The organism is Hydrotalea flava, from assembly GCF_001623405.1.
Taxonomy (GTDB): Bacteria; Bacteroidota; Bacteroidia; order Chitinophagales; family Chitinophagaceae; genus Hydrotalea; species Hydrotalea flava.
The window spans coordinates 115183-139058 of record NZ_LUHG01000110.1; the positions used below are offsets into that span (position 1 = coordinate 115183).

Here is a 23876-nt window from a genome sequence, read left to right on the forward strand (position 1 = left end):
TTTTAGTTTGTGGCAGGCAAATTTTGATACAGCAATATTTCTTACCATTAATAAATAAGCAGGCAATTTGTTGTAAATATATTATAAACATAGTTAAGCCATATGCCACTCATATAATTTCGTTCCTGAAAAATGAATAGAATGAAATAACTTTCATCTTTAAAAAATTTCAGATGCAGAAAAAAACTTTCATGGTTATTTGTTCCATGCTGCTGATTATACAAATTTTTGCACAGCCATTATATATGCCTCGAAATATAAAAAAGGTCTATACACAACAAACCCGATCGGCCAATGGCATGCCGGGTATTCATTACTGGCAAAATACCGGGAACTATGCAATTGCACTACAAGTAGCCCCACCTTCCAGAACAGTTCATGGTTCAGAAGATATTACATATTTTAACAACAGCCCCGACTCACTTCCTTATTTAATAATAAAACTAATTTTAAATATTCACAAACCCGGCGCATTACGCTATAATGATGCATCGGCTACTTACTTAACATCCGGTGTACATATTGATAAAGTTAGCGTAAATGGTAAAACAATAGAATGGCAGGAACCCAATTATCATGCTACCTGGCAGGCATTACGCCTTCCCAAAAAATTAATGCCGAAAGATTCTGTTCAATTGCATATTGACTGGCATTATGATGCATCATTGGAAAGCGGCAGAGAAGGTATGATTGATTCCACCACTTTTTATCTGGCTTATTTTTATCCAAGAGTGGCTGTTTATGACGATTACAATGGATGGGATAAAGAAGATTTTACCGATCAGCAGGAATTTTACAATGATTTTAATGACTATCGTTTACAAGTAACCGTACCAAAAAATTTTGTGGTATGGGCAACTGGTAATTTAAATAATCCAAAAGAAGTACTGGCACCTAATATCATTGAACGGTTAGAACAGGCACAGGAAACAGACTCTGCCATTTCTATTGCCACTTTGAATGAAATGTTGCAGGAAAAAGTAACACAACAAAAAAACAATACCTGGAAATTTAGTGCAGACAACATCACGGATATGGCTTTATGCGTGAGTGATCATTATGTTTGGGATGCGGCCAGTATTGCAGTTGCCCCAAACCGGGAAAGAGTGAGTGTGCAATCGGCATACAACGATACTGCAAAAGATTTCCATCAAATGGTAAACTTTGCTCATCATGCCATTGACTGGTTTTCAAAAAACTGGCCCGGAGTGCCTTATCCTTTTCCTAAAATGACGGTATGCCAAGGTTATGCAGATATGGAATACCCCATGATGGTAAATGACGGTACGAATGATGACCCGGTTTTTTCGCGTTTTGTAGCAGAACACGAAATTGCACACTCCTATTTTCCATTTTATATGGGCATTAATGAAAATCGCTTTGGTTTTATGGATGAAGGTTGGGCTACTACCTTTGAATACCTGATTGGGCAGGCAGATTTAGGGTCAAAAGTTGCAGCAAATTTTTATAAAAGTTTTAGAGTGCGTAGTTGGATTAATGATCCATCGGCAGAAGAAGATATTCCCATTATTACACCTGCCAATATTTTGCGAGGTGTTGCCTATGGTAATAATGCTTATGGAAAGGCATCGCTAAGCTATTTAGCTGTTAAAGATATGCTGGGTGATGATTTGTTTAAAAAATGTTTACATACCTATATGAATCGTTGGCACGGTAAGCACCCCATTCCATGGGACTTTTTTAACACGTTTAATGATGCATCAGGCCAAAACTTAAATTGGTTTTGGCAAAATTGGTATTTTACCAACGGATACATTGATTTGGCCATTCAAAATGTTATCAAAAGCAGCAGGAGGTATACCGTTACCATTAACAATATCGGTGGATTTGATGCCCCGTTTGATTTAATTGTTAATTATACAGATGGCAGTACAGATACTTTACACCAAAATGCTTTTATTTGGAAAACCAATGAAAAGCAAGCCAATATTGCTATTGAAACCAACAAAAACATTCAAACGGTAAAAATTGACGAAGGTATATTTATGGATGCCAATACAAAGGACAATAGTTGGCAGGCACAATAAAAATAAAAATGCCTGTTGTGTTCAATTCTCCTAGAAACACAGGCATTTTAAAAAATAAAGTATGATTAAGCTCTTTTTTTAGTAGCTTTTTTGGTTTTAGTATTTCCTAAAGCCAAAATTGCATCAATAGCTTTTGAAAAGCCGGCCAATGTAATGGGTTCGGTATAACGTTCATCATTTAAAAAAAATGCGGGCACTTCTTTTACACCTTTTTGCTGGCCATAACTAATATCGCCACGAACCTGCCATCCAAAAGTTGAGTTCATCAAATCATCTAAAAATACTTTACTGGTAACACCCGCTTCTCTTGCATAAGATTTTAAAGTAATGGTACCCAAATTATGCCTGTTCTGAAACAGTAAATTATGCATAGGCCAAAATTTACCCTCCTGTCCTGCTGCAATAGCTGCCTCACCAGCTTTTAAAGCCCGTTGATGAATATTGGTTAAAGGGAAATGTCTAAAATTTAATCTAACATCATCCGGATATTTTTCCAATACCTGTTTTACCACTTCATTAGCAGCCGCACAGGCATCGCTTTCATAATCACCAAACATCATTAAAGTTACAGGCGCAGTATTTTTGCCTACATATATATCTTTTGGTTCAATAATTATGAGTGCCTCTTTGGGTTTCATTGCCATTATTACACAATTTAAACGATAAAAAAATGAATTAAAATCAGCTTATTTTACTGAATTTTGGGCGCAAAGTAGCATAATTAACGCAAAAACAATCAAATAGTGTTTTTCTTTATTACAACTACTCGTTTCTAAATACAACTACCCCATCAAATACATCTACTAATACCGGCTTTAATTTATCCACTTCACCGGCCAATATTTTCTTGCTCAATTGGTTCACAATAGCCTTTTGAATTAAGCGTTTTAAAGGTCTTGCCCCAAATTGAGGATCAAACCCATTTTCAGCCAGATAATCAATCAAATAATCACTAAAATCAATATGTATTCCATTGGCAGCTACCAAATCCTGTACATTCTTTAACTGTATGTTTACAATTCCTTTAATATCATCTTTCATTAACGGCTGGAACATAATTACCTCGTCTACCCTGTTTAAAAATTCAGGACGAATGGTTTGCTTCAATAGATTTAATACTTCCACTTTTGCTTTTTCAACAACTTCCTCTTTATTTTTTTCGTTTACATTTTCAAAAGCATCCTGAATAATTTGGCTACCCATGTTACTAGTCATGATGATGATGGTATTTTTAAAATTAACGGTATGGCCTTTGTTATCGGTTAACCGGCCATCATCTAACACCTGTAACAATACATTAAACACATCGGGATGCGCCTTTTCAATTTCATCTAACAACACAACGGAATAGGGCTTACGCCGTACAGCTTCAGTTAGTTGCCCTCCTTCGTCGTATCCAACATAACCCGGAGGTGCACCCACTAAACGAGATACGGTATGCTTTTCCTGATACTCACTCATATCAATCCGGGTCATCATGTTTTCATCATCAAACAAATAATCGGCCAATGCTTTGGCTAATTCTGTTTTACCAACACCGGTTGTACCCAGAAAAATAAATGAACCAATGGGCTTTTTAGGATCCTGTAATCCGGCACGACTTCTTCTAATGGCATCGGCAACGGCAGTAATGGCTTCATCCTGACCAACAACTCGTTTATGCAACTCATCTTCTAAATTTAATAATTTTTCTCGCTCACTTTGCAGCATTTTAGTTAATGGAATTCCGGTTGCCTTGGCTACAGACTCTGCAATATCTTCTGCATCTACTTCTTCTTTTAATAAACGCTTTTCGGGTGATACCTCATCCAGTTCTTTGGTTAATTGCACAATTTGTGCTTCCATTTCTTTGATTTTTCCATACCTTATTTCGGCTACTTTACCATAATCGCCTTCCCGTTCAGCACGTTCAGCTTCTAATTTCAATGATTCAATAGCTGCTTTGGCATTTTGTATTTTTTCAACAATTTCCTTTTCCTGTTCCCACTTAGCTTTTAAGGTATCGCGTTCAACACTCAACACCGAAATTTCCTGATTCAATTCTTTTAGTTTCGCTTCATCATCTTCACGTTTAATGGCTTCTCTTTCAATTTCTAACTGGCGTATGTTTCTTTCTAATTTATCTAACTCTTCCGGCATAGAATTCATTTCCAGCCTAAGTTTAGCGGCACTCTCATCAATTAAATCAATGGCTTTATCGGGCAAAAAGCGATCGGTTATGTACCGGTTCGATAATTCGACTGCTGCAATAATAGCTTCATCTTTAATGCGAACATGGTGGTGTGTTTCATATCTGTCTTTGATGCCTCGTAAAATAGAAACAGCATCTTCAACAGAGGGTTCATCTACCATTACTTTTTGGAAACGACGTTCCAAAGCCTTATCTTTTTCAAAATATTTTTGATATTCATTTAAAGTGGTTGCACCAATGGCTCTTAATTCGCCACGAGCTAAAGCAGGTTTTAAAATATTGGCCGCATCCATGGCTCCTTCTCCTCCACCGGCGCCAATAAGGGTATGAATTTCATCAATAAACAAAATAATTTCACCATCACTTTCAGCCACTTCTTTCACAACACCTTTTAACCTTTCTTCAAACTCGCCTTTATATTTTGCACCGGCAATTAACTGCCCCATGTCTAAAGCATAAATAATTTTGCTTTTTAGATTTTCGGGCACATCGCCATTTACAATACGCATGGCCAAACCTTCAGCAATGGCTGTTTTACCAACTCCCGGCTCGCCCACCAATATGGGATTGTTTTTTGAACGGCGCGATAAAATATGCAGGGTTCTTCTAATTTCTTCATCTCTTCCAATAACAGGATCTAATTTTCCATTGCTAGCTAATTCATTTAAATTTTTAGCATATTTCTGAAGTGTGTTGTATTGTTGCGATTGTGTTTGAGAGGAAATGGTTGCACCTTTCCGCAACTCTTTTACGGCAGCAATAAATCCTTTTTCAGTTAATCCGGCATCTTTTAAAATTTTAGCCGCATCATCATTCACCTGCAAAATTCCCAGCAACAAATGTTCTACACTCACAAACTCATCTCCAAATTGCTTTAAGGATGCATTGGCTTTTAACAGGGCATTGTTCAATTCCCTACCCAATGCCTGTGCGGGTTCACCACCCTGTACTTTTGGTAATTTTGCTATGCTCTCTTCTGTTTTATTAATGACAAAAGAAACATTTACATTATTTTTTTTTAACAAATAAGTAATAGAACTGTCTTCATCTGTCAGCAGTGATTTTAATAAATGATTGGTTTCAATATTCGGATTACCCGCATTATAAGCTAACTGTTGTGCCGCCTGAATAGTTTCTTGTGCTTTAATAGTATAATTATTCAAATTCATATCTTCAAATTTTATGTTTAAGTTCGAAAATGGACAAACCCATTTTTTAAAAAGTTAAACCTATAAACTATTTACCAGTATCGTTTATAGTTTTCTTTATATTCACAAATCATAATCCAACCATAAAATATGGAAAATATGTCGGTAAAAAACGTTAAAACCTGCTGTAAAGTCAGTCTTGTTATTGGCATACTGCTATTCTTTCAGGTAAGTTATGGGCAATACAATTTTGTGTCATTGCAACAACAGTTAACAGCCGCTAAAAAAGAGTTGGGCAAGAACTATGTTTGTATGGTATATAAGGAAGGAAAAATTGTTTTTAAGCAGGAAGAGGGCGACATAAAAACCAATACACAAATACCTATAGCAGGCAGTAGCAAATGGCTTACAGCAGCTTTGGTAATGACTTTTGTTGAACAGGGAAAACTGAGTTTAGATGATAAAGTAAGTAATTACTTACCCATTTTTGCCACTTATGGGAAAGCCTATATTACCATTCGGCAATGCTTAAGCCATTTAACAGGCATTCAATCGCCACCCGGGATTGTAGGTGTGTTACAAAAAAACAAATACGTCACTTTAGAAGAAGAAGTAAATGCATTTGCATCGAAACGGGAAATTCAGGATAACCCTGGTGTAGCATTTCGATACTCTAATATTGGGTTAAACATTGCTGCCCGTGTTGTAGAAGTGATTAGCAAAAAGCAATTTGACCAATTAATGGCGGAGAGAATTTTCAGGCCGCTGAATATGCGCAATTCGTCTTTTTATAGTAATCGTGCCGTAAATCCATCGGATGGGGCTGTTACTACCGCTGCTGATTACATGAACTTTTTGGCCATGCTATTAAATAATGGGGTTTTCAATAATAGAAGAATTTTGAGTGAAAAAGCCATAGAAGAAATGGAGAAAGCGGAAACCAATTTGTCTATGATTCAATATGCACCGGCTATTGCCACCGGATATAATTATGGATTAGGTGCCTGGATAATTGGCGTTAATGCACAGGGCATTAGAACTGCCATGGCATCGCCAGGTGCAACGGGTTGTTATCCATGGATTGATCGTTGCCACAATTATGCAGCATTGATTTTTGAAAAAAGCAATGCGGGAGAACAGCAAAAAGAATGGTATGTAGATTTCAAAAAAACGATTGATACAGTAATACCCGGCAGTTGCGAATAAACAAAATTTTTATTTCTTTTTCAGCACCACTTGTGAGCGATCATAGAGATAAATTGCATTATAAAATTCAACCAATTTTGCATAAGTTTCTGCAGGTAATTCTTCTTTTACACCGGTTTGATATCTATCAACTTCTAATTCATTATTTGTAAAACTAAACCGAATGGCATAATCACCAAAAAGCGAATGTATATTTTGAGGTTTTGGCATAAATTCTATTTCATAACCATTAGGTATTGTAATAAAAACGGTATCAGTTTGTAAAAAATTCTGTTTCAATACAATGGGATATTTCCTTGTTTCGTCCGGTAATAGTTTTACTTCCCATTTATTAAAAATATTCGGCTTTAAAAAAATCCTTTTACTGGTAACTGCAGCTAATCCGTTTACAACTATATCAAAATTTTCCTGAACCACCGGAATGATTCCTTTTTGTTCGTTTAATTGAATATGTTGTACCGTGTACGTGGTTAAATCAAAATTTTGATTATAATATTTTTGTATTTTTTCGGGGCTACCCACATCTAAGAGATTGTGCACATCGTCAGTTGCCTGACCGGTATAACGGGTTTGTACCTGTGCATGCATATTTCCGTTTTCATCTACAGTTGCATGTACAACCCGGTTTTGCTGATTATCTTTTATAGTATACACCGGAGTATGTACTATTACGCCACCCGAATCAGTAATCAGCAATGCATCCCTGTCATCAGTAAAATGGCCTGCATATCCTGGCGAAACGGTTGCATCGGTACACTCTAACCAAATAGAATCTTGCCCATTAGGCACACATACAGTGGCATGATTAAAATAACCACAGGGGAAATCTTTCCACATAGGCAAATGCCTGTCCGTTGCACTGATGAGTACATAATAGGCTTTTATACCTGCTTCTTTTAAAAGCGCTACCATAAAATTTGAAAGTGCTTTACAATCGCCATATTTGTTATCGGCTACATATTTACAATCAAAAGGTTGCCAGCCTCCTATTCCTAATACAATGTTGATGTATCGTGTATTTTTTTGAAGGTAATGATACAAGGCAAATATTTTCTGATTACGCGATTGAACAGTATCGGTTAATAGGTGTACTTCATTTTTTACTTGATCAGGTAATACATCACGCCCCTGGTTCAATTGATTGATAAATTTTCCAAACATTTGCCAGCTTTGCATACTACCGGTATAGTTTTGTATTTGAAACTTAGGTACTGTTATTAAAACAAACGGATCGGTCTGGTATATGTTGGATTGATATGGCTCACGCTGAATGGCGTTTTGAAAATTAAGCTGCCAGGTATAGGTTTTACTATTGTTTACAATTATTGAATCAAAAAGTACGGCTCCTGTTTGTAATGCTTTATAATTAATGGGAAATTGTGATGGAAAGGTTACCTTAAAACTGCTTTGCTGTATACCAATTCCTGCACCAAGTATAGGTTGCCAATAAGGTAATCGAAAGGATTGACTATGTACTTCCTCATCATTAAACACAACGGTATAAGGATATGAACGATAATAAAAATTATACGATTTCCTGCGAGCATCCATGATCAGGCTCATGTTATCATTGACGGGTGCATCATCCAAATCTTTTTTCCTGATGGTTCTTATCTTCTTTCCAAAAGCATCGTAAAGTGTTCCTGAAATATCACTTAATGAATTAAACTGGTCGTAAGTATTGGAATAGATACCATAATCATCTCCTTTTTCATTAAAAACTGTAATAGCATAATTATGACGCACCATTACTTTGTTTTCACTTTCAATGGTAACCGTTGTATTATCATATCGCACTACGGCATTAGCATTGGCAGCAATTGAATCAGGTATAAGATGCACATCTAAAGATTGCGCATAACTGTTCATACAAAAAACACAAAAAGAGAATAGGAATAAAAATTTCATTGCCAATGCATTGAATATGATTAAAGAATGTATATCATACAAAAAGACTTTTCAATACCTTAAGCTATGGTTTAGGAGTTGTACCTGTTTTCTTTTTAAAAACAATTTGCTCATTTTCTTTCTGAACAATAAAAGCATAAAAATCGCGCAGTGTACTATATTCATCCGGCTCAAAATTTGCCTTATTCATGGCCAAACGGCACCGCATTTGTATATGGTTATTTTTGTTTACAATTAAATATTCAAAACTACCTTCATGCTCGTTCAATTTTACCCGGGCCGATTTAGGCAATTCATCTACCGAATAACCCGCAGGCACATCCATATCTAGAATATAGGTACTGTTCATACAGTTAGGTATTTCTACCGGATACGTTCTTTTTTCGGCTTTAAAAGGGTTTTCTGTAATTCTATCCTGTAAAACCGGATTTAAGTAAATCAAATCATCGTTGGGATTCATGCTAAAAACTGCTGTATATTGTAATTTTAGTGGTTCATCCAAATCTTTTAAATTATCGGTATGCATATCTTTAATCTGTACCGGAACATTGAATTGTTGTTGCAGTTTTTTGGTGTATGCATCTATTGATGTAGCGGTTATTTCATTGCGCACATCCTGCGATTCAAAATTGCCAAAGCTTTTATTAAAAACAACATTCATAGATTTATTGACTACATCTGGTTGTATTTGCACAATATTCATCTGATATTCTTTTATCGAATCGGCATCAAAACTTATGAGTAAGGGATCCTTGTCATTAATGACCCGTGCATAGCCATTATAACAATCTTCCGGCAAATGATTAAAACCTAAATTAGGCCTTGTAGCATCTAAATAATATGAAGCATCATTAATAAACACACAGGTAATCACATAATTAAACTTTCTCATCACCGGATAGTTTTGTAAAACTTTTCCATGATTGCGGGTGCTGAGTATAACAGGATAGGCTTCCAGCCCCGCCTGCTTTAACATGGCGGTTAATAAAATATTAATGTCGGCAACATTGCCTTTTTTGAATTGGGCAATTTTTTTTAAAGGGGCAGACAAAAATCTTGAACTATAATCATTGCATGAATAATGATCACGCACAAAAGAATATATACCCTGTGCTTTTTCAAGCTCGGTTGTAGCATTAGCCGTAGCTGTTTTTATATCATCTTTTAACCAGGTATTGCTGTAATTCATCTCTAAACCAAAGTCAGGGTCATGCAACAATTTTTCAGAAATTTTGTACCAGCTTTGTGCTACTTTTTCTATTTCCTGCTCTGGCATGCGAATTTCTGATAATTGGAAATCGATGGAACTGATATAATTTTCTGCGGAAGTCATATACTTTTGTGGCTGAAATGCCGGCACATCCTTCATTGCCCATACATGTTGTGTGGCCTGTGTACTTACGGCAATGGTAGTTCCTGACTCTGAAGCGCTTCCTCCTTTTTCATTTATGTAATAACGTTCCCGCACTTCAGTACCTGTATCAATAAAATAATTTTGCAGGCCTTGTTTAATGATGGCATAATTAAAAAAATAAGGTACTTTCACCTCATATTCACTATATAAGACCGGGTATCTTTTTTGAAAATTCCAGGATGGCATAAAACGATAACCCGGCAAATTAATTTTAATGTGGAATTCAATAATTGACCCCTCTTTTACATTTGGGAAAGTGAATTTATAGCTGGTAATATCTTTTTCTACTTCAGTAAATACAGCAGTTTTATCGAGTTTGGTTTCAACCACTTGCCCATTTTCTAAATTAAAGGTGGAGGCTTCAATGGATAATAGCTTTGTTTGATACTCTTTAGAAATATACAGTGGTATTATTACAGAAGCAGCGTCAAAACCATTTTTGTGCAGCAACCGCATTCTGGAATGATGTTCATACATTACAGAAAAAAAACCGTTGTTATTCCCTTCATATACCGAACTACCTGCTTCATACAAATCAATTACATCAGCAGCCGAGTCTATGCTATATTGTTTAGGTATAAAATCTTCAGCAGTAACATTACCAAATTTTAATTGCTCCCTTCTTTGCTGTGCAGCAACCATCAACATCAAAAAAGAAAAAAATAAAACCGGCAATATTCTAAAACATTTCATGGAATAAAGTTTAGGATGTGTAATTTTATTTTTGCATATCAATAATACATAAAATTTTTATTCTATTAACATTTAATTAAGAAAAAATTTTGAATCACACACTCAATAGAAATACACAAATCATTAAAAAAACAGCTCAAGAACTGGGGTTCGATTTTTGTGGTATTGCCAAGGCTGAACAATTAGAAGAAGATGCCAGAAGATTAGAAGTCTGGTTGAATAAAGGCATGCACGGAACCATGAAATATATGGAAAATTATTTTGACTTGAGAACAGATCCACGCCTCTTGGTTCCTGGAGCCAAATCGGTCATTACTTTGTTAAAGAATTATTTTCCTGCACAACAACAAAAAAACAATACTCCTAAAATAGCCCGTTATGCCTATGGCAGAGATTATCATCTGGTTATTAAACAACAGCTGAATGAGTTTTTGGCTACCCTTTCAACTACCATTGGTGTCATTGCCGGTAGAGGGTTTGTTGATTCAGCGCCGGTTTTAGAAAGAGCCTGGGCTCAAAAAAGCGGTTTGGGCTGGATTGGAAAAAATGGAAATTTAATTAACCAAAAGGCCGGTTCCTTTTATTTTATTGCCACCTTAATTACCGATTTAGAACTGAATTACGATAATCCATTGACGAAAGATTACTGCGGTACCTGTACCAAATGTATAGACTCCTGTCCAACCGATGCCATATTACCCAACAAAACTATTAATGGCAGCCAATGTATTGCTTATTACACCATTGAATTAAAAGAAATGCTGATACCCGAAACACAAAAAGGGAAGTTTAATAACTGGATGTTTGGCTGTGATATTTGTCAGGAAGTATGCCCTTGGAACAGTTTCAGTCAACCGCACAATGAGCCGGCATTTTTACCTATTCCCGAAATTTTAGAATTAAGTACGCAGGAATGGATGCACTTAAGTGAAGCAGCATTCAACCAGATATTTAAACATTCCCCTTTAAAAAGAAGCAAATACAAGGGTATACAACGCAACTTGCGTTTCATTTTATCAGATACAGTTATTGATGATACAAACATACCTTAATGAGCATTACCTACTTAAAGTATTTATATCCATATTTTGTATACTCGTAATTTTGTGTAATGAATTTAGTTGAACGCGATGCGGCAGTAATCTGGCATCCTTTTACACCTCAAAAAAACAGATTAGATCCCATCCCTATCAAGAAAGGGAAAGGAGCACTTTTGTTTGATGCAGCTGATAATGCCTATATTGATGCGATTAGTAGTTGGTGGGTTACTTTACACGGCCATGCTCATCCCTATATTGCAGAAAAATTATACCGGCAGGCTTTGCAGCTAGAGCAGGTAATTTTTGCTGGTTTTACACATGAACCTGCAGTTCGTTTAGCAGAAAGATTGCTTGAAATTTTACCCGGCCCCTTTGCTAAAATTTTTTACAGCGATAATGGCAGCACCTCAACCGAAGTGGCATTAAAAATGGCGATACAATTTTGGTGGAACCAACAACAGCACCAAAGAAAGAAAATTATCGCTTTTAAAAACGCCTATCATGGCGATACGTTTGGGGCCATGAGTGTTAGCGATCGTAGTGTTTTTACACTTGCTTTTCATGACTTACTGTTTGAAGTTATGTTTTTGGATACACCTTCACAAGAAAACATTGCTTCATCTATTACCACTATACAACAACATGCCCATGAAGTAGCAGCTTTTATTTATGAGCCTTTGGTTCAAGGAGCTGGTGGATTAAGAATGTATGATGCGGGTTTACTCAATCAACTACTGATAGCAGCAAAAAGCCACAATATTATTTGTATTGCAGATGAGGTAATGACGGGATTTTACAGAACAGGTAAAATGTTTGCTTCAGAATATTTAACTGTTAAACCCGATATTATTTGTTTGAGCAAAGGATTAACAGGAGGCACTATGGCACTGGGTGTTACTGCCTGCACTCAACAAATATATAATGCATTCATGCAGGATGATGCACTCAAAACTTTTTTCCATGGCCATTCCTTCACTGCCAATCCCTTAGCCTGTACCGCAGCTTTAGCCAGTTTGGATTTACTACAGCATCCCGATACCGTTACTGCAATTGAGAAAATTTATAAATCAATAGCAATTTTTGCAAATGAACTTGCACAATTAAAAGCGCCCATCAAAAACATTAGAACTTTAGGCACAATTATAGCCTTTGAAATAAAATTAGGAAAAGATGAGTACTTAAACAATGTGAGCCAATTTGTAACACAAGCAGCATTAAAACAAGGGGTTTATTTAAGGCCATTGGGCAATACCGTTTATGTGATGCCGCCCTATTGCATTACAGATGAGGAGTTAAGAATAGTTTTCACAGTTATTAAAAACATACTGCAACATTATGAATAGCAATATTGAGCAGCTTTATCATATCGCACAAAAGCAATCCAAAACAATTATAGGATTGATGAGTGGCACTTCCTTAGATGGTTTGGATATTGCTGTTTGCACATGTGAAGGCAATGGGTTGAATACATCTGTAACCATTCAGGAATTTACAACAGTACCATACACGCAAAAGTTTAAAACGGAAGTAAAATCTGTTTTCAGCAATCGCCATGCCGATTTAGAAAAAGTATGTATACTAAATGAATGGATTGCAGAAGAACATGCCAAAATAATTCTGGCAGCTCTTGCAGGCTGGAACATTCATCCAAAAAATATTGATTTGATTGCCAGTCATGGACAAACCATTTACCATGCCCCAAAACGATTACATGGATTAGAAGCATTTAATAATGCCACACTGCAAATTGGCGATGGAGATCATTTGGCTGTAAAAACAGGCATTATTACCATCAGCGATTTTCGGCAAAAACATATTGCAGCAGGTGGTGAAGGTGCCCCTTTAGCAGCTTATGGCGATTATTTTTTGTTTAGCAAAAAACATGAAAACAGGATTATGCTGAATATTGGCGGCATAGCCAATTTTACTTATTTGCCCGGAGATTTAGATGTACAAAAAGTTTTTTGTACCGATACCGGCCCGGGTAATACCCTGATGGATGCTTATATTCAACATCATTTTCCGGGAAAATATTTCGATGAAAATGCCACTGTTGCGTTAAACGGAAAGATACTTCCTGCACTTTTAATAGCATTAAAAGATCATACTTTCTTCAATAACGAATTCCCCAAAACAATTGGACCGGAATTATTTAATCTGGCCTATTTGCAACAGGCTATTGAAAGCTCCGGCATTCAGCACTATACAAAAGAAGATGTAATGGCCACCCTAAACAAATTTACGGCCGATACTATAGCAGAAGCCATTTTAAAAGCAAGTACACACAACAAAACGTCTGTTATTTATTGTAGTGGTGGTGGCATGCACAATCCTTTACTCATGCATCATTTAAAGGCTTTATTATCCAATATGGTTTTTAGAAATACACAGGAGTTGAACATTAATCCCGATGCAAAAGAAGCCGTATTATTTGCAGTATTGGGTAATGAATGTGTTAGCGGAAAGGGGTTGGCGTTAGGTGAAGGTCAGCCTGCTATTACAATGGGGAAAGTCAGTTTTCCTGCCTAAACAAAATTAATTTTTCTTTTCAACCAATATTTGAAGCCGATTCAGATTTTGTTCTAACATTCCGCCAATAATTTTATCACTCATTAAAGAACCAAATCGCTCCCAGGGATACCATTTTAAAAACTGTTCATATTGCCATTGCACTACAGCAGATGCTCCGTTAGATGTAGGTATGATTTGCATGGTTGAAATTAAGAGATGATTTTTTGCACTTCGCCAAACAGAAACAACAGAATCGGGCACAACTTTTTCTATCAGCACTGTTCTATTTCCAATTTCTGCTTCAGTTTGTGAAAGCACATGTACCGATGTATCCTGCATACCCGAAATCCATTTTTGCCAACCATACATGTTTTGCAAATACGGCCTTAAACTATCAGCCGGTGCATGAATGGTAATGGCTCTTGAAACAATAATACGTGCAGGAAACAATAGTGCTATTACCTGTACCAATATTGCTAAAAAAAGAATACTGAAAAAAGCTTGTTTTACGAATCGCATAATGCAGTTATTCCCATTTAAAGGTTTTAATGGCTACATAGTAAATTAAAATACCCCAAATTGCTAAAATGCCAATCTCTTTCCACACACTGATTAATGATGCGCCCTCGAAAGAAATTGACCGCATGGCATTGTTGAATTGCGTTAAGGGTAATGCATTACAAAAAGGCTGCATCCATGCCGGAAAATTATCAATGGAGAAAAAGGTGCCGGCTAATAAAAATTGAGGTAATGTAAAAATGTTGGCAAAAGGAGGAATGGTGCTTTCGTTTTTGGCTACACCACTTACAATAAAACCAAAACCCATGAATACGATTAAAGCCAAAAAACTTAGCAGCATAATATTAAGGAAAGTTACTATGCCATGCACCAGGGTAAAATGAAAAAATACTTTTCCTATTACAATAATGACTACAGCAGTAATTAACTGAAATATAATTCTACCCAATGCTTCGCCTAATACAATATAAGAGCGTTTAATGGGTGTGGCAAAAAAACGTTTCAACACTAACTGTTGCCTTAAGTTAAAAAACAAAAAAGCAACTCCAAACACGCCTGAACTTAATAAAGAAAAACCCAATTGGCCCGGTAGTATAAAATCGATGGTACGGTAAATTCTGCCGGGAATTTTATCAATCGTATTATTAATGGTAGCAATACTAGGTGTATTGGGATACATTTTTTGATTGATGCCCGTTATAACCGATTGAATAATTTGCTTTAAGATGGATATATTCTGAGGATTTACCGATTCGGAGCTTTTTAACTGGATGATATAAGGAATGGCCGGATTATTAGAATGTTCAATTTTTATAATAGCCGTAATGCGCCCTTTTTCCAAGTCTTCTTTCAATTGTTCATCCGTTTTGTCTTTAAACTTTAAGTTGCTGATGTTTTTCAATGCAGGATAAATGAAATTGGCCGTATCAGAAGTTTTGTCCATAACCACATTCAGCGAAACGCCACCGCCATTTCCTAAAAAACCAAAAACCAAAATAAAAACCAATGGAAATCCAATGCTGAACGCTACGGCTGAAGGGCTACGCAAGGTAGCTCTTAAACTGGCCTTAGTAATGGCCAGCATGGCTGTTATTTGATTATATTTTTTCGGCATATCAATTTTAAATGTGTAGCAAAGCTATTTGTTTATTTATCTTCTGCAAAACCGGCTTTTGCAGGCAACTGAGGTGTTATTAAAAAATCATTAAAAATGTTATAGCAAATATTTTAAATTCAATCCGTTTGTATTTCCTTTTCTGTTATAAAACGGCTTAAGCCTGCCCCTTCAACAATTAATGCAATCTATCCACACCATTCATGCAGACTATATATTCTATTTTCAACAATATATTGAATATTACGTCAAGGCAAAATAAATGCTAACAGGAGCATTATTGACCAAATTGTTGTATTTTAAATGCCTATTCTAACAAATAATACAACTTATGTTTGAACAAATCTTGCAATTGGTTCAGCAACATGCCCAGGAGGCTGTTGTAAACAATCCGGCCGTTCCCAACGAAAACAATGAAGCAGTAATGCAGGAGGCCGGCCATTCCATTACCAATGGATTGCAAAATCTGTTATCTGGCGGTGAATTGAATACGCTTTTTCAAGGCGGCAATGTATCAACCAACAATCCTGCCATTCAAAATATCTCAAGCAATTTTATTAGCAGTATTACGCAAAAATTTGGTATATCAAGTGAAGCTGCATCCGGCATTGCCGCCAGTGTAATACCCAATGTATTGAATAGCATTCAAAATATGGGAAATGATTCGGGCGGTATTCAGAATATATTGAGTAGCCTTACATCGGGTAATACTAATTTGGGGGGGGTATAGCTAACGCTATTGGAAGAAAATTGGGGCTTGATAAAGATGGAGATGTAGATTTTGATGACTTAAAAAAATTGTTTTAGATATCGGCCCCTAATTTACAATCATATGATTCAGTTTTACGGTTAAGTTATTTTTATTATAAAATAATTGCAATGAAATATTATTTATTGAACGCAGCTAAAATTTTTCTTTTTTTACTCCTTATCCTTGTACAAAAAAGCCATGCACAAGCTTTACCTACCCGTTGGGATGAATTAACTGCAAGTGATTGGAACAATGCACTTCAACAATCAAACTACACTTGTATTCTACCCATTGGCATCTTAGAAAAACATGGCCCGCATGTACCCATTGGGTCTGATTTAATACGGGTAAGGGAATATGCATCCCGCGCCACAAAAAAAGAATATGCTGTTGTTTTTCCGGATTATTTCTATGGCCAAATTAATGAAGCCCGGCATCAGCCTGGTGTTTTTGCCCTCAAAGAACGCGTAGTATGGGATTTATTAGAAGCCACCTGTGATGAAATTGCACGTAACGGATTTAAGAAAATCATCATCATCAATGGGCATGGTGGCAATCCTGAATTAATTCGCTATTTTATACAAGCACGTTTAGAGAAACCTCACAACTATGCCGTTTATTTTTTTGAACCACATAGCGATAGTTCCTACTTACAACAATTTAAAGCCTTACATCAATCCCCCATCAATATGGATATGCATGCCGGTGAAAGCGAAACATCAGAACTTTTATATTTAAGACCGGAGCTCGTGAAAATGGATAGCGCTAAAAATGAATCGGGTAAAAATTTAAACAGATGGCATATTCCTAATGTGTATACGGCCATTTGGTGGTATGCTGATTTTCCGAATCATTATGCCGGCGAGGGTGATAAAGCCACAGCGGCACTGGGTGAACTATTAGTAAATCATGTTGTGAATCAGTTGGCAAATGCCATTAAAGCTATTAAAGCAGATACCACCACATTACCTTTGCAGGAGGAATTTTATAAACGGGTAAGAAAGTGAATCTGCCCATTCATTTTATCAATTAATTAATCATTATTTGTCTAACGCAGGTTTATGAGTTGATTCTGCTACCATCCATCCTGTAGCGTACATCCATTGGGTCATTTTATATAATTTTTCATAATTAATTCGATTGGGCGCATCTTTTGGAGTATGATAGTCGGGATGTAATAAAGTAGTAAAAAATATTGCAGGTATGCCTTCTTGTGCATAAGGTAAATGATCACTTCTGAAATACCAGTTTTCCGGATGTGTAGCTGCATCCCACGAAAAATCAACTTTGAAATGAGTTAATGCCGCATTGGCTTTCATAGCCATATTTACCAGTTCTGTTGAATTTTTATGCGGAAACAGCGTACCCAATAAAGCGGCAGAATCAGATGCATTTCTTCCAATCATATCACCATTTAATACTGCAACAATATCATTTTTGGGAACAGTGGGATGTTTGGCATACCAGCGTGAGCCCAATAAACCTCTCTCCTCGGCTCCATGCCAAACAAATAAAGCAGATCGCTTTCCGGGCTTTTCATGCCAGGCTCTGGCAATAGCCAACATGGCAACAGTTACAGAGGCATTATCATCTGCTCCATTCCAAATAGAATCATTATCAACGGGGTTACCAACGCCATCATGATCGTGATGGCCACTGAACAAAACATATTGCTGATTTAAAACAGGATCAGTTCCTTTTACCTTTCCAATTACATTCACCGATGGATAAGTGAAATGCTCGGCAATTAGCTGAATGCCTGCATTTGCATTCGCCGCTTGTAAACCGACAGCTACAGAAGGTGTAACCAAAATAATTTGAAATGGTTTACGAACGGTATTGGCTTGCTGCATGCCTTCAATTTGGTATTGCCCTGTTTGATAAGCATGACTGATAAACGGTAATAAAGACATTACAGTGCTATCGGCAACAACAATTAACCCCGCAGCCCCATTCCGTTGCATGATTAAACCGGCATTGCGTAAAGCCAGTAACGTATATCTATATGCCCACAAACTCATTCCCTTTACGGGTACCGGATTAGGTGCTACTATTTGCATCGCCACAATTTTATCTTTGATGGATTGTACCGTATCGGCATATGCGTTAAGCCATACAATATTTCCGGATAGATGTGTATCTGCCACTACGGTTGGCCAATATTCTTTCCATAATGTAAGGGGTTGTCCGTTTAAAACAAATTGGCTCTCATTTGCAATTCTTGCACGCAATAAATTAAAAAACTGAAAATAAGTACCATTATCACCACCGGGTACTAAACCTGCTTCCTGTGCTTTTAGTGCTACCCATGCCGCAGCTTTTAATTCATCTAATGTACCCGCCCTTCTACCCCGAAATGCATCGCCTGCAAGTGTGTATAAATTATTTTTTAAATCTTGAATATGAATGGCTTTTAATGCCGGTGGCAAAACCGAAACATTTGTTTTTTGCTGAGAGAAAGCTAGTAAGCTAAAAAACACACCGGAACAAAAGAAGATAATTTTTTTCATAGCTGTATTGCAGTTGTTGAATAAAAGAAAGTTAAAATATGAATATTAGAATAGCAGCAAAACATTACCATAACACCTGCAAATAGTTGAATAAATTCTAAATATTGCGTAGTGTAGCTCGTGTAAATTCATTCACAACATTACCGGTATTCAATGTGCCTGCAGGTTCAAACAGCATTACATGAACCTCTTCTTCTGCAACGGGCCGGTGCTCCACACCACAGGGTACAATAATAAATTCACCTTCCTTTACACAAACTATTTTATCGCTAAATTCCATCACAAAAGAACCCTTTATTACATAAAATAGCTCATCTTCATCATCATGGTGATGCCACGTAAATGCACCTTTAAATTTTACCAATTTTACATCCTGACCATTTAAATGACCCACAATTGCAGGATTCCAATAGGTATCTATACACGCTAACTTTTCGGAAACATTCACAGATTGCGGTACCATACTGATTGAAGTTTTGTTTGAATCAAAGATACAAAAAAAGGTGCATTATTTTGAATAGTTTATCAGCCAGTCAATTCTTATTATAAAACGCTAATTACCATACACATGAAAAGAAAAAAAATAATTTTCCCATAAACAATTGTTGTAGTATTGCCGCCAATTATTCGGGTTTTCAAAAAATTTCTGAATAAGAAAGTTATCATGGCAACTACAACTGCATATATTTTATTGGGAAGTAATTTGGGCAACAGAATAGCATTCATACATGCTGCCATCAATGAAATTGAAAAGCAATGCGGACAATTAATCGCAGCTTCATCCATTTATGAAACAGAAGCCTGGGGAGTTGAACAGCAACCTCCCTATTTAAATCAGGTAATTGCCATTACCACTTCACTATTGCCTGAACAATTAATGCAAACATTGCTTGATATTGAGCTGCAATTAGGAAGAAAAAGAACAAAACGTTTTGCAGAAAGAACGATTGATTTAGATATTTTACTCATCAACAACCTTATCATATATACATCACTATTAACCGTTCCTCACCCGGCCATGCAACAACGCAAATTTGTTTTATTGCCCTTGCAGGAAATAGCACCGCAAATCATTCATCCATTAACACAACTTAGCATCACCGAAATGTTACAAGCCTGTACAGATACCCTGCGTGTAGAAAAAATTGAAAATCACACTTAATTTTACCCATCAAACCATCGCTACTGCTCAATGAAATACCATTATATTACAGTTGAAGGAAATATAGGTGCAGGCAAAACCACCCTTGCCCATTTGCTGGCCAAACATTATAATGCCAGAATTATTTTAGAGGCATTTGCAGACAATCCATTTCTGGAAAAATTTTATGCCGATCCTTCAAAATTTGCATTTCCATTAGAATTGTTTTTCATGGCTGAAAGGTTTAAACAATTAAAAACCATGCTGCATACGCATGATTTATTTAGCAGTATTACCATTTCAGATTATTTGTTTTCAAAATGTTTGTTATTCGCAAAAGTGAATTTACCGGATGAAGAATTCAGATTATATCAAAAGCTATTCGATATTATGCAGCAACAAATTGCTTTTCCTGATTTGTTGATATACTTACATGCCCCAGTAAACAAACTACAGCAAAACATCAAAAAAAGACAACGCAGTTTCGAACAAAATATTCCCGATAGTTACTTATTCAATTTACAGGAAACCTATACGCAATACATTAAACAACATAATATTAAAACCTTATTCATTGATGTTTCCAATGCCGATTTTTTAGGCAATCCTGCTCATTTGCAGGTAATTATTGATGCATTAGACAGGGAATATGATGCAGGACAACACTTTTTTTCACTTCCCTGATTTTTGGAAACCATTGTATGTTATTTTCGTATGAACGATAATTTAATTCATGTAATGAATGGAGGAAGAAAACCAACCACACGATGCATTTGCATCGATGCGAATTCCAGAATTTAGAAATTTAATGATTGGGCGCTTTGCTTTTATCATGGGTTTACGCATGATGGCTACTTTGCTGGGCTGGTGGATATATGAATTAACGAATGCACCCATTGCCATTGGTTTAATTGGTTTGTCTGAAGTAATTCCTGCAGTATCATTGGCATTGTATGCCGGACATATAATTGACATTAGTGAAAAAAGAAAATTACTACTTACCTGTATTGGTTTGTATATGTTGGCAGCCATATTATTATCTATACTTTCCACACATTTTACGGCTATACATTTAAAAAATACCATTATTGCAGCTTGCATTTATGGCATTGTATTCGGTACCGGCATTATCCGTTCATTTACCGGCCCTACTTTTAGTGCTTTGTTGGGGCATATTGTTCCTAAAAAAATTATTGCCAATGCCACTACTTGGAGCCAGGGAACATGGCTTTCGGCTTCTGTAACGGGACACGCTTCCGCAGGATTTTTAATTGCTGGTTTCGGCAATACGGGTACGTTAATAACCGTAATTGTTTTAGTGAGTATTGCGCTGGTGGTTTTGTTTTTTCTTAAACCAAAACCTCCTTTAAATGAACGCGGCGAAAAAAAAACCTGGGAAAGTGTAAAAGAAGGCCTGCATTTTGTTTACAGAACCAAAGAACTGCTGAGCGCTATTACCCTCGATTTATTTGCCGTTTTTTTTGGCGGCGCAGTTGCCATGATTCCGGTTTATGCCAGAGACATTTTGAAAGTGGGCCCTGAAGGCTTTGGATTTTTAAATGGCGCTTCCGACTTAGGATCTATCTGTATTGTAATTTTACTCACTTTATTCCCGCTTAGAAAACAACAGGGTAAAAAATTATTAATTGCCGTGGGTATTTTTGGTATGTGCATTATTGTATTTGCAATATCTAAAATTTTCTGGTTATCGTTTGTAGCCTTATTGATTTCAGGAATTGTAGATGGCATTAGTGTAGTTGTAAGAGGAACTATTATGCAATTAAAAACACCCGATAATATGCGCGGAAGGGTGCTCAGCGTTAGTTCTATGTTTGTAAACTCCAGCAATGAATTGGGACAATTTGAGAGTGGCATGGCGGCTAAACTAATGGGCGTAGTGCCTTCAGTTGTTTTTGGTGGATGTATGACGCTACTGGTAGTAGCTGTTACCTGGTTTAAATCGCCTGTTTTAAGAAAAATGGAATACTAAAAAAGCGCCCGATTCTAATTCTATCTACTATTCAAACCCTGTTTAAGCTGATTTTTACAAATTAAAATTTTTCATTCGTTAATTTTTCAAGTACATAAAACACCGCCGGACAAAATTCTGCATTCTTTAAAGTTATGTTCACTCTTTTTAACAATACATCTTCATCCGTATAGGGAAACCGGGCACAATCTGATGGCCGGATTTCATAAATAGAACAGGCATTGTTGTCAACTAAAAACGGACAAGGCGTTTGCTGTACAACATAATCCCCTTCCGCATCCAACGTAAGATATGTGTCTATAAACAAACTTTCTTTCATTTTAAGATGCTTACTAATTCGTTTGATATCCGGAGTTTTAAAACGGGGGGAATAATTTTTACAACATTGTGCACACGACAAACAGTCAATATGCCGAAATGCTTCCTCATGCAAAGCCGGTAATTTTTTCAATACCCTATTGCGTTGTACACGTTGCAACCAATTTTTGTATTTTTTTTGATTGGCGGCGCTTTGTTTTTGCCAGTTTTCTAAAGAAACTTCACCACTCATACTATAATATAAATTAATTTTTAATACAAAATATTTGTCGATTTCAACAATATATTAAGGCTTTGTTATTACTTATTATGCAAGTTATGACCTTACTTTGCAATAATATTCAATCTTTTCAACAGCATGGACAGTTTAAGGGAGCAATGGCTGATTTTAATGTCAACACCTGTCTATATCATCATCATTAGTATAGAATTGATGTTATCGCACCTGCAACATAAAAAAGTATATACGTTTAAAGATACCGTAACCAATGTGTATTTAATGCTGTTGAATGGCGGAATTGATTTGGTATTCAGGCTTATTTATATCGGTATTTGGCAGTATTTTTTTCTGCATGCATTTTTTACATGGCAAAAACATGGATTAACATATTGGCTGATGTTACTGCTGGCAGAAGATTTTCTATATTATTGGCTGCATCGGTTCGACCATGAAATACGGTTTTTCTGGGCTACTCATGTAACACACCATAGTTCGCCGTTAATGAATTTTACGGTTGGTTTTCGTTCATCCGTTTTTCAACCACTGTATCGTTTTATTTACTTCATTCCTTTAGCGATGGCAGGCTTTCAACCGGTTGATATTCTGTTCATATATTCTGCTACACAGATATGGGGCATTTTTGTGCATACGGAACTCATTGGCAAAATGGGTTGGTTAGAATATTTTATGGTTACCCCATCCCACCACAGAGTACATCATGGATCTAACCCAAAATACTTAGATAAAAACATGGGGATGTTCCTGATTATATGGGATAAACTATTCAATACTTTTCAGGAAGAATTGCCTACCGATGAATACCAGCCCATACATTACGGATTAACCAAGAATCTCGAAAAACCCAATGCTTTCACCATTATTTTTCATGAATGGATTCAAATTGCCAAAGATGTTCTTCAAAAAAATATTTCTTTTAAACAAAGAATGGGCTATTTATTTGGCCCTCCTGGGTGGAGCCATGATGGCAGCCGACAAACCAGTAAAGATTTACAGATGTTGGAATCACTGCAATCAGGTGATCCAGCCAATTCTATTCAATCTGGGGAATCCGACCAATTACAGATGCAAACCATTTAAAATAACCATTCTTATTTCTTTCCTTACACCTGTTCCAATATTAAACAATACTGTTG

20 protein-coding genes are annotated in these 23876 nt (G+C 36.4%); 11 read left to right on the forward strand and 9 right to left on the reverse strand.

Annotation, left to right across the window (positions count from 1 at the left end; translation table 11 throughout):
* Nucleotides 1-173: 173 nt before the first annotated feature.
* Nucleotides 174-2048, forward strand: coding sequence for a M1 family metallopeptidase (locus tag A0F92_RS15190; RefSeq protein WP_068248213.1), 1875 nt, complete (start codon nt 174-176; stop codon nt 2046-2048).
* 65 nt (nt 2049-2113) lie between these two features.
* On the opposite strand, the gene A0F92_RS15195 is transcribed toward A0F92_RS15190, so the two are convergent.
* Both A0F92_RS15195 and clpB read right to left on the reverse strand, forming a co-directional pair.
* Nucleotides 2114-2692 carry a DsbA family protein gene (locus tag A0F92_RS15195; RefSeq protein WP_068248216.1) on the reverse strand — a complete coding sequence of 193 codons (579 nt, stop codon included), beginning with the start codon at nt 2690-2692 and terminating at the stop codon, nt 2114-2116.
* A 118-nt stretch (nt 2693-2810) separates the two neighbouring features.
* Entirely contained in the window at nt 2811-5408 is a 2598-nt protein-coding gene (gene clpB, locus A0F92_RS15200; RefSeq protein WP_068248218.1) for an ATP-dependent chaperone ClpB, read from the reverse strand.
* A gap of 138 nt (nt 5409-5546) precedes the next feature.
* On the opposite strand from clpB, the gene A0F92_RS15205 reads away from it, so the two are divergent.
* Entirely contained in the window at nt 5547-6593 is a 1047-nt protein-coding gene (locus A0F92_RS15205; protein ID WP_167517136.1) for a serine hydrolase domain-containing protein, read from the forward strand.
* 9 nt (nt 6594-6602) lie between these two features.
* Here A0F92_RS15205 and A0F92_RS15210 read toward each other — a convergent pair whose 3' ends face one another.
* Both A0F92_RS15210 and A0F92_RS15215 read right to left on the reverse strand, forming a co-directional pair.
* Entirely contained in the window at nt 6603-8501 is a 1899-nt protein-coding gene (locus A0F92_RS15210; protein ID WP_167517137.1) for a DUF3857 domain-containing protein, read from the reverse strand.
* A 64-nt stretch (nt 8502-8565) separates the two neighbouring features.
* Nucleotides 8566-10608, reverse strand: a complete 2043-nt coding sequence (locus tag A0F92_RS15215) for a transglutaminase domain-containing protein (RefSeq protein WP_068248225.1) — start codon at nt 10606-10608, stop codon at nt 8566-8568.
* 89 nt (nt 10609-10697) lie between these two features.
* Here A0F92_RS15215 and queG point away from each other — a divergent pair, with 89 nt between their 5' ends.
* Genes queG through A0F92_RS15230 form a run of 3 tightly spaced genes read left to right on the forward strand, consistent with a single transcriptional unit; the run spans nt 10698 to nt 14177 of the window.
* Nucleotides 10698-11660 (forward strand): tRNA epoxyqueuosine(34) reductase QueG, encoded by a 963-nt coding sequence (gene queG / locus A0F92_RS15220; RefSeq protein WP_068248226.1) that lies wholly within the window; start codon nt 10698-10700, stop codon nt 11658-11660.
* A gap of 59 nt (nt 11661-11719) precedes the next feature.
* A complete protein-coding gene (bioA, locus tag A0F92_RS15225) occupies nt 11720-12991 on the forward strand; it encodes an adenosylmethionine--8-amino-7-oxononanoate transaminase (protein ID WP_068248231.1) in 1272 nt (423 codons plus the stop codon).
* Nucleotides 12984-14177, forward strand: coding sequence for an anhydro-N-acetylmuramic acid kinase (locus A0F92_RS15230; protein WP_068248236.1), 1194 nt, complete (start codon nt 12984-12986; stop codon nt 14175-14177). The genes bioA and A0F92_RS15230 overlap by 8 nt, the downstream gene beginning before the upstream one ends.
* Nucleotides 14178-14183: 6 nt before the next feature.
* Here A0F92_RS15230 and A0F92_RS15235 read toward each other — a convergent pair whose 3' ends face one another.
* Both A0F92_RS15235 and A0F92_RS15240 read right to left on the reverse strand, forming a co-directional pair.
* Nucleotides 14184-14678, reverse strand: coding sequence for an SRPBCC family protein (locus A0F92_RS15235; protein WP_068248239.1), 495 nt, complete (start codon nt 14676-14678; stop codon nt 14184-14186).
* 7 nt (nt 14679-14685) lie between these two features.
* Nucleotides 14686-15792 (reverse strand): ABC transporter permease, encoded by a 1107-nt coding sequence (locus A0F92_RS15240; RefSeq protein WP_068248242.1) that lies wholly within the window; start codon nt 15790-15792, stop codon nt 14686-14688.
* A 331-nt stretch (nt 15793-16123) separates the two neighbouring features.
* Between A0F92_RS15240 and A0F92_RS15245 the strand changes: the two genes are divergently transcribed.
* Both A0F92_RS15245 and A0F92_RS15250 read left to right on the forward strand, forming a co-directional pair.
* Nucleotides 16124-16522 (forward strand): DUF937 domain-containing protein, encoded by a 399-nt coding sequence (locus A0F92_RS15245; RefSeq protein ID WP_068248245.1) that lies wholly within the window; start codon nt 16124-16126, stop codon nt 16520-16522.
* Between the two features lie 149 nt (nt 16523-16671).
* Nucleotides 16672-17550, forward strand: a complete 879-nt coding sequence (locus tag A0F92_RS15250; protein ID WP_068248248.1) for a creatininase family protein — start codon at nt 16672-16674, stop codon at nt 17548-17550.
* A 33-nt stretch (nt 17551-17583) separates the two neighbouring features.
* Here A0F92_RS15250 and A0F92_RS15255 read toward each other — a convergent pair whose 3' ends face one another.
* On the reverse strand, nt 17584-19053 hold the full coding sequence (locus A0F92_RS15255) for a M28 family metallopeptidase (protein WP_068248251.1): 1470 nt from the start codon (nt 19051-19053) through the stop codon (nt 17584-17586).
* 97 nt (nt 19054-19150) lie between these two features.
* The gene (locus tag A0F92_RS15260) at nt 19151-19516 is read right to left on the reverse strand and encodes a cupin domain-containing protein (RefSeq protein WP_068248253.1); all 366 of its coding nucleotides are present in this window, start codon (nt 19514-19516) and stop codon (nt 19151-19153) included.
* Nucleotides 19517-19717: 201 nt separating this feature from the next.
* Here A0F92_RS15260 and folK point away from each other — a divergent pair, with 201 nt between their 5' ends.
* The 3 genes from folK to A0F92_RS15275 are packed head-to-tail and all read left to right on the forward strand — an operon-like array spanning nt 19718 to nt 22184.
* Complete coding sequence (folK, locus tag A0F92_RS15265) at nt 19718-20215, forward strand: 2-amino-4-hydroxy-6-hydroxymethyldihydropteridine diphosphokinase (protein ID WP_167517138.1); 498 nt, start codon at nt 19718-19720, stop codon at nt 20213-20215.
* 30 nt (nt 20216-20245) lie between these two features.
* Nucleotides 20246-20878: a deoxynucleoside kinase gene (locus A0F92_RS15270; RefSeq protein WP_068248256.1), complete on the forward strand. Its 633-nt coding sequence runs from the start codon at nt 20246-20248 to the stop codon at nt 20876-20878.
* 58 nt (nt 20879-20936) lie between these two features.
* Entirely contained in the window at nt 20937-22184 is a 1248-nt protein-coding gene (locus A0F92_RS15275) for an MFS transporter (protein ID WP_068248261.1), read from the forward strand.
* A 61-nt stretch (nt 22185-22245) separates the two neighbouring features.
* Here the strand turns inward: A0F92_RS15275 and A0F92_RS15280 are convergent, their stop codons facing one another.
* Nucleotides 22246-22734: a YkgJ family cysteine cluster protein gene (locus A0F92_RS15280; protein ID WP_068248264.1), complete on the reverse strand. Its 489-nt coding sequence runs from the start codon at nt 22732-22734 to the stop codon at nt 22246-22248.
* A 126-nt stretch (nt 22735-22860) separates the two neighbouring features.
* On the opposite strand from A0F92_RS15280, the gene A0F92_RS15285 reads away from it, so the two are divergent.
* A complete protein-coding gene (locus A0F92_RS15285) occupies nt 22861-23820 on the forward strand; it encodes a sterol desaturase family protein (protein WP_068248266.1) in 960 nt (319 codons plus the stop codon).
* The last annotated feature ends 56 nt before the right edge of the window (nt 23821-23876 follow it).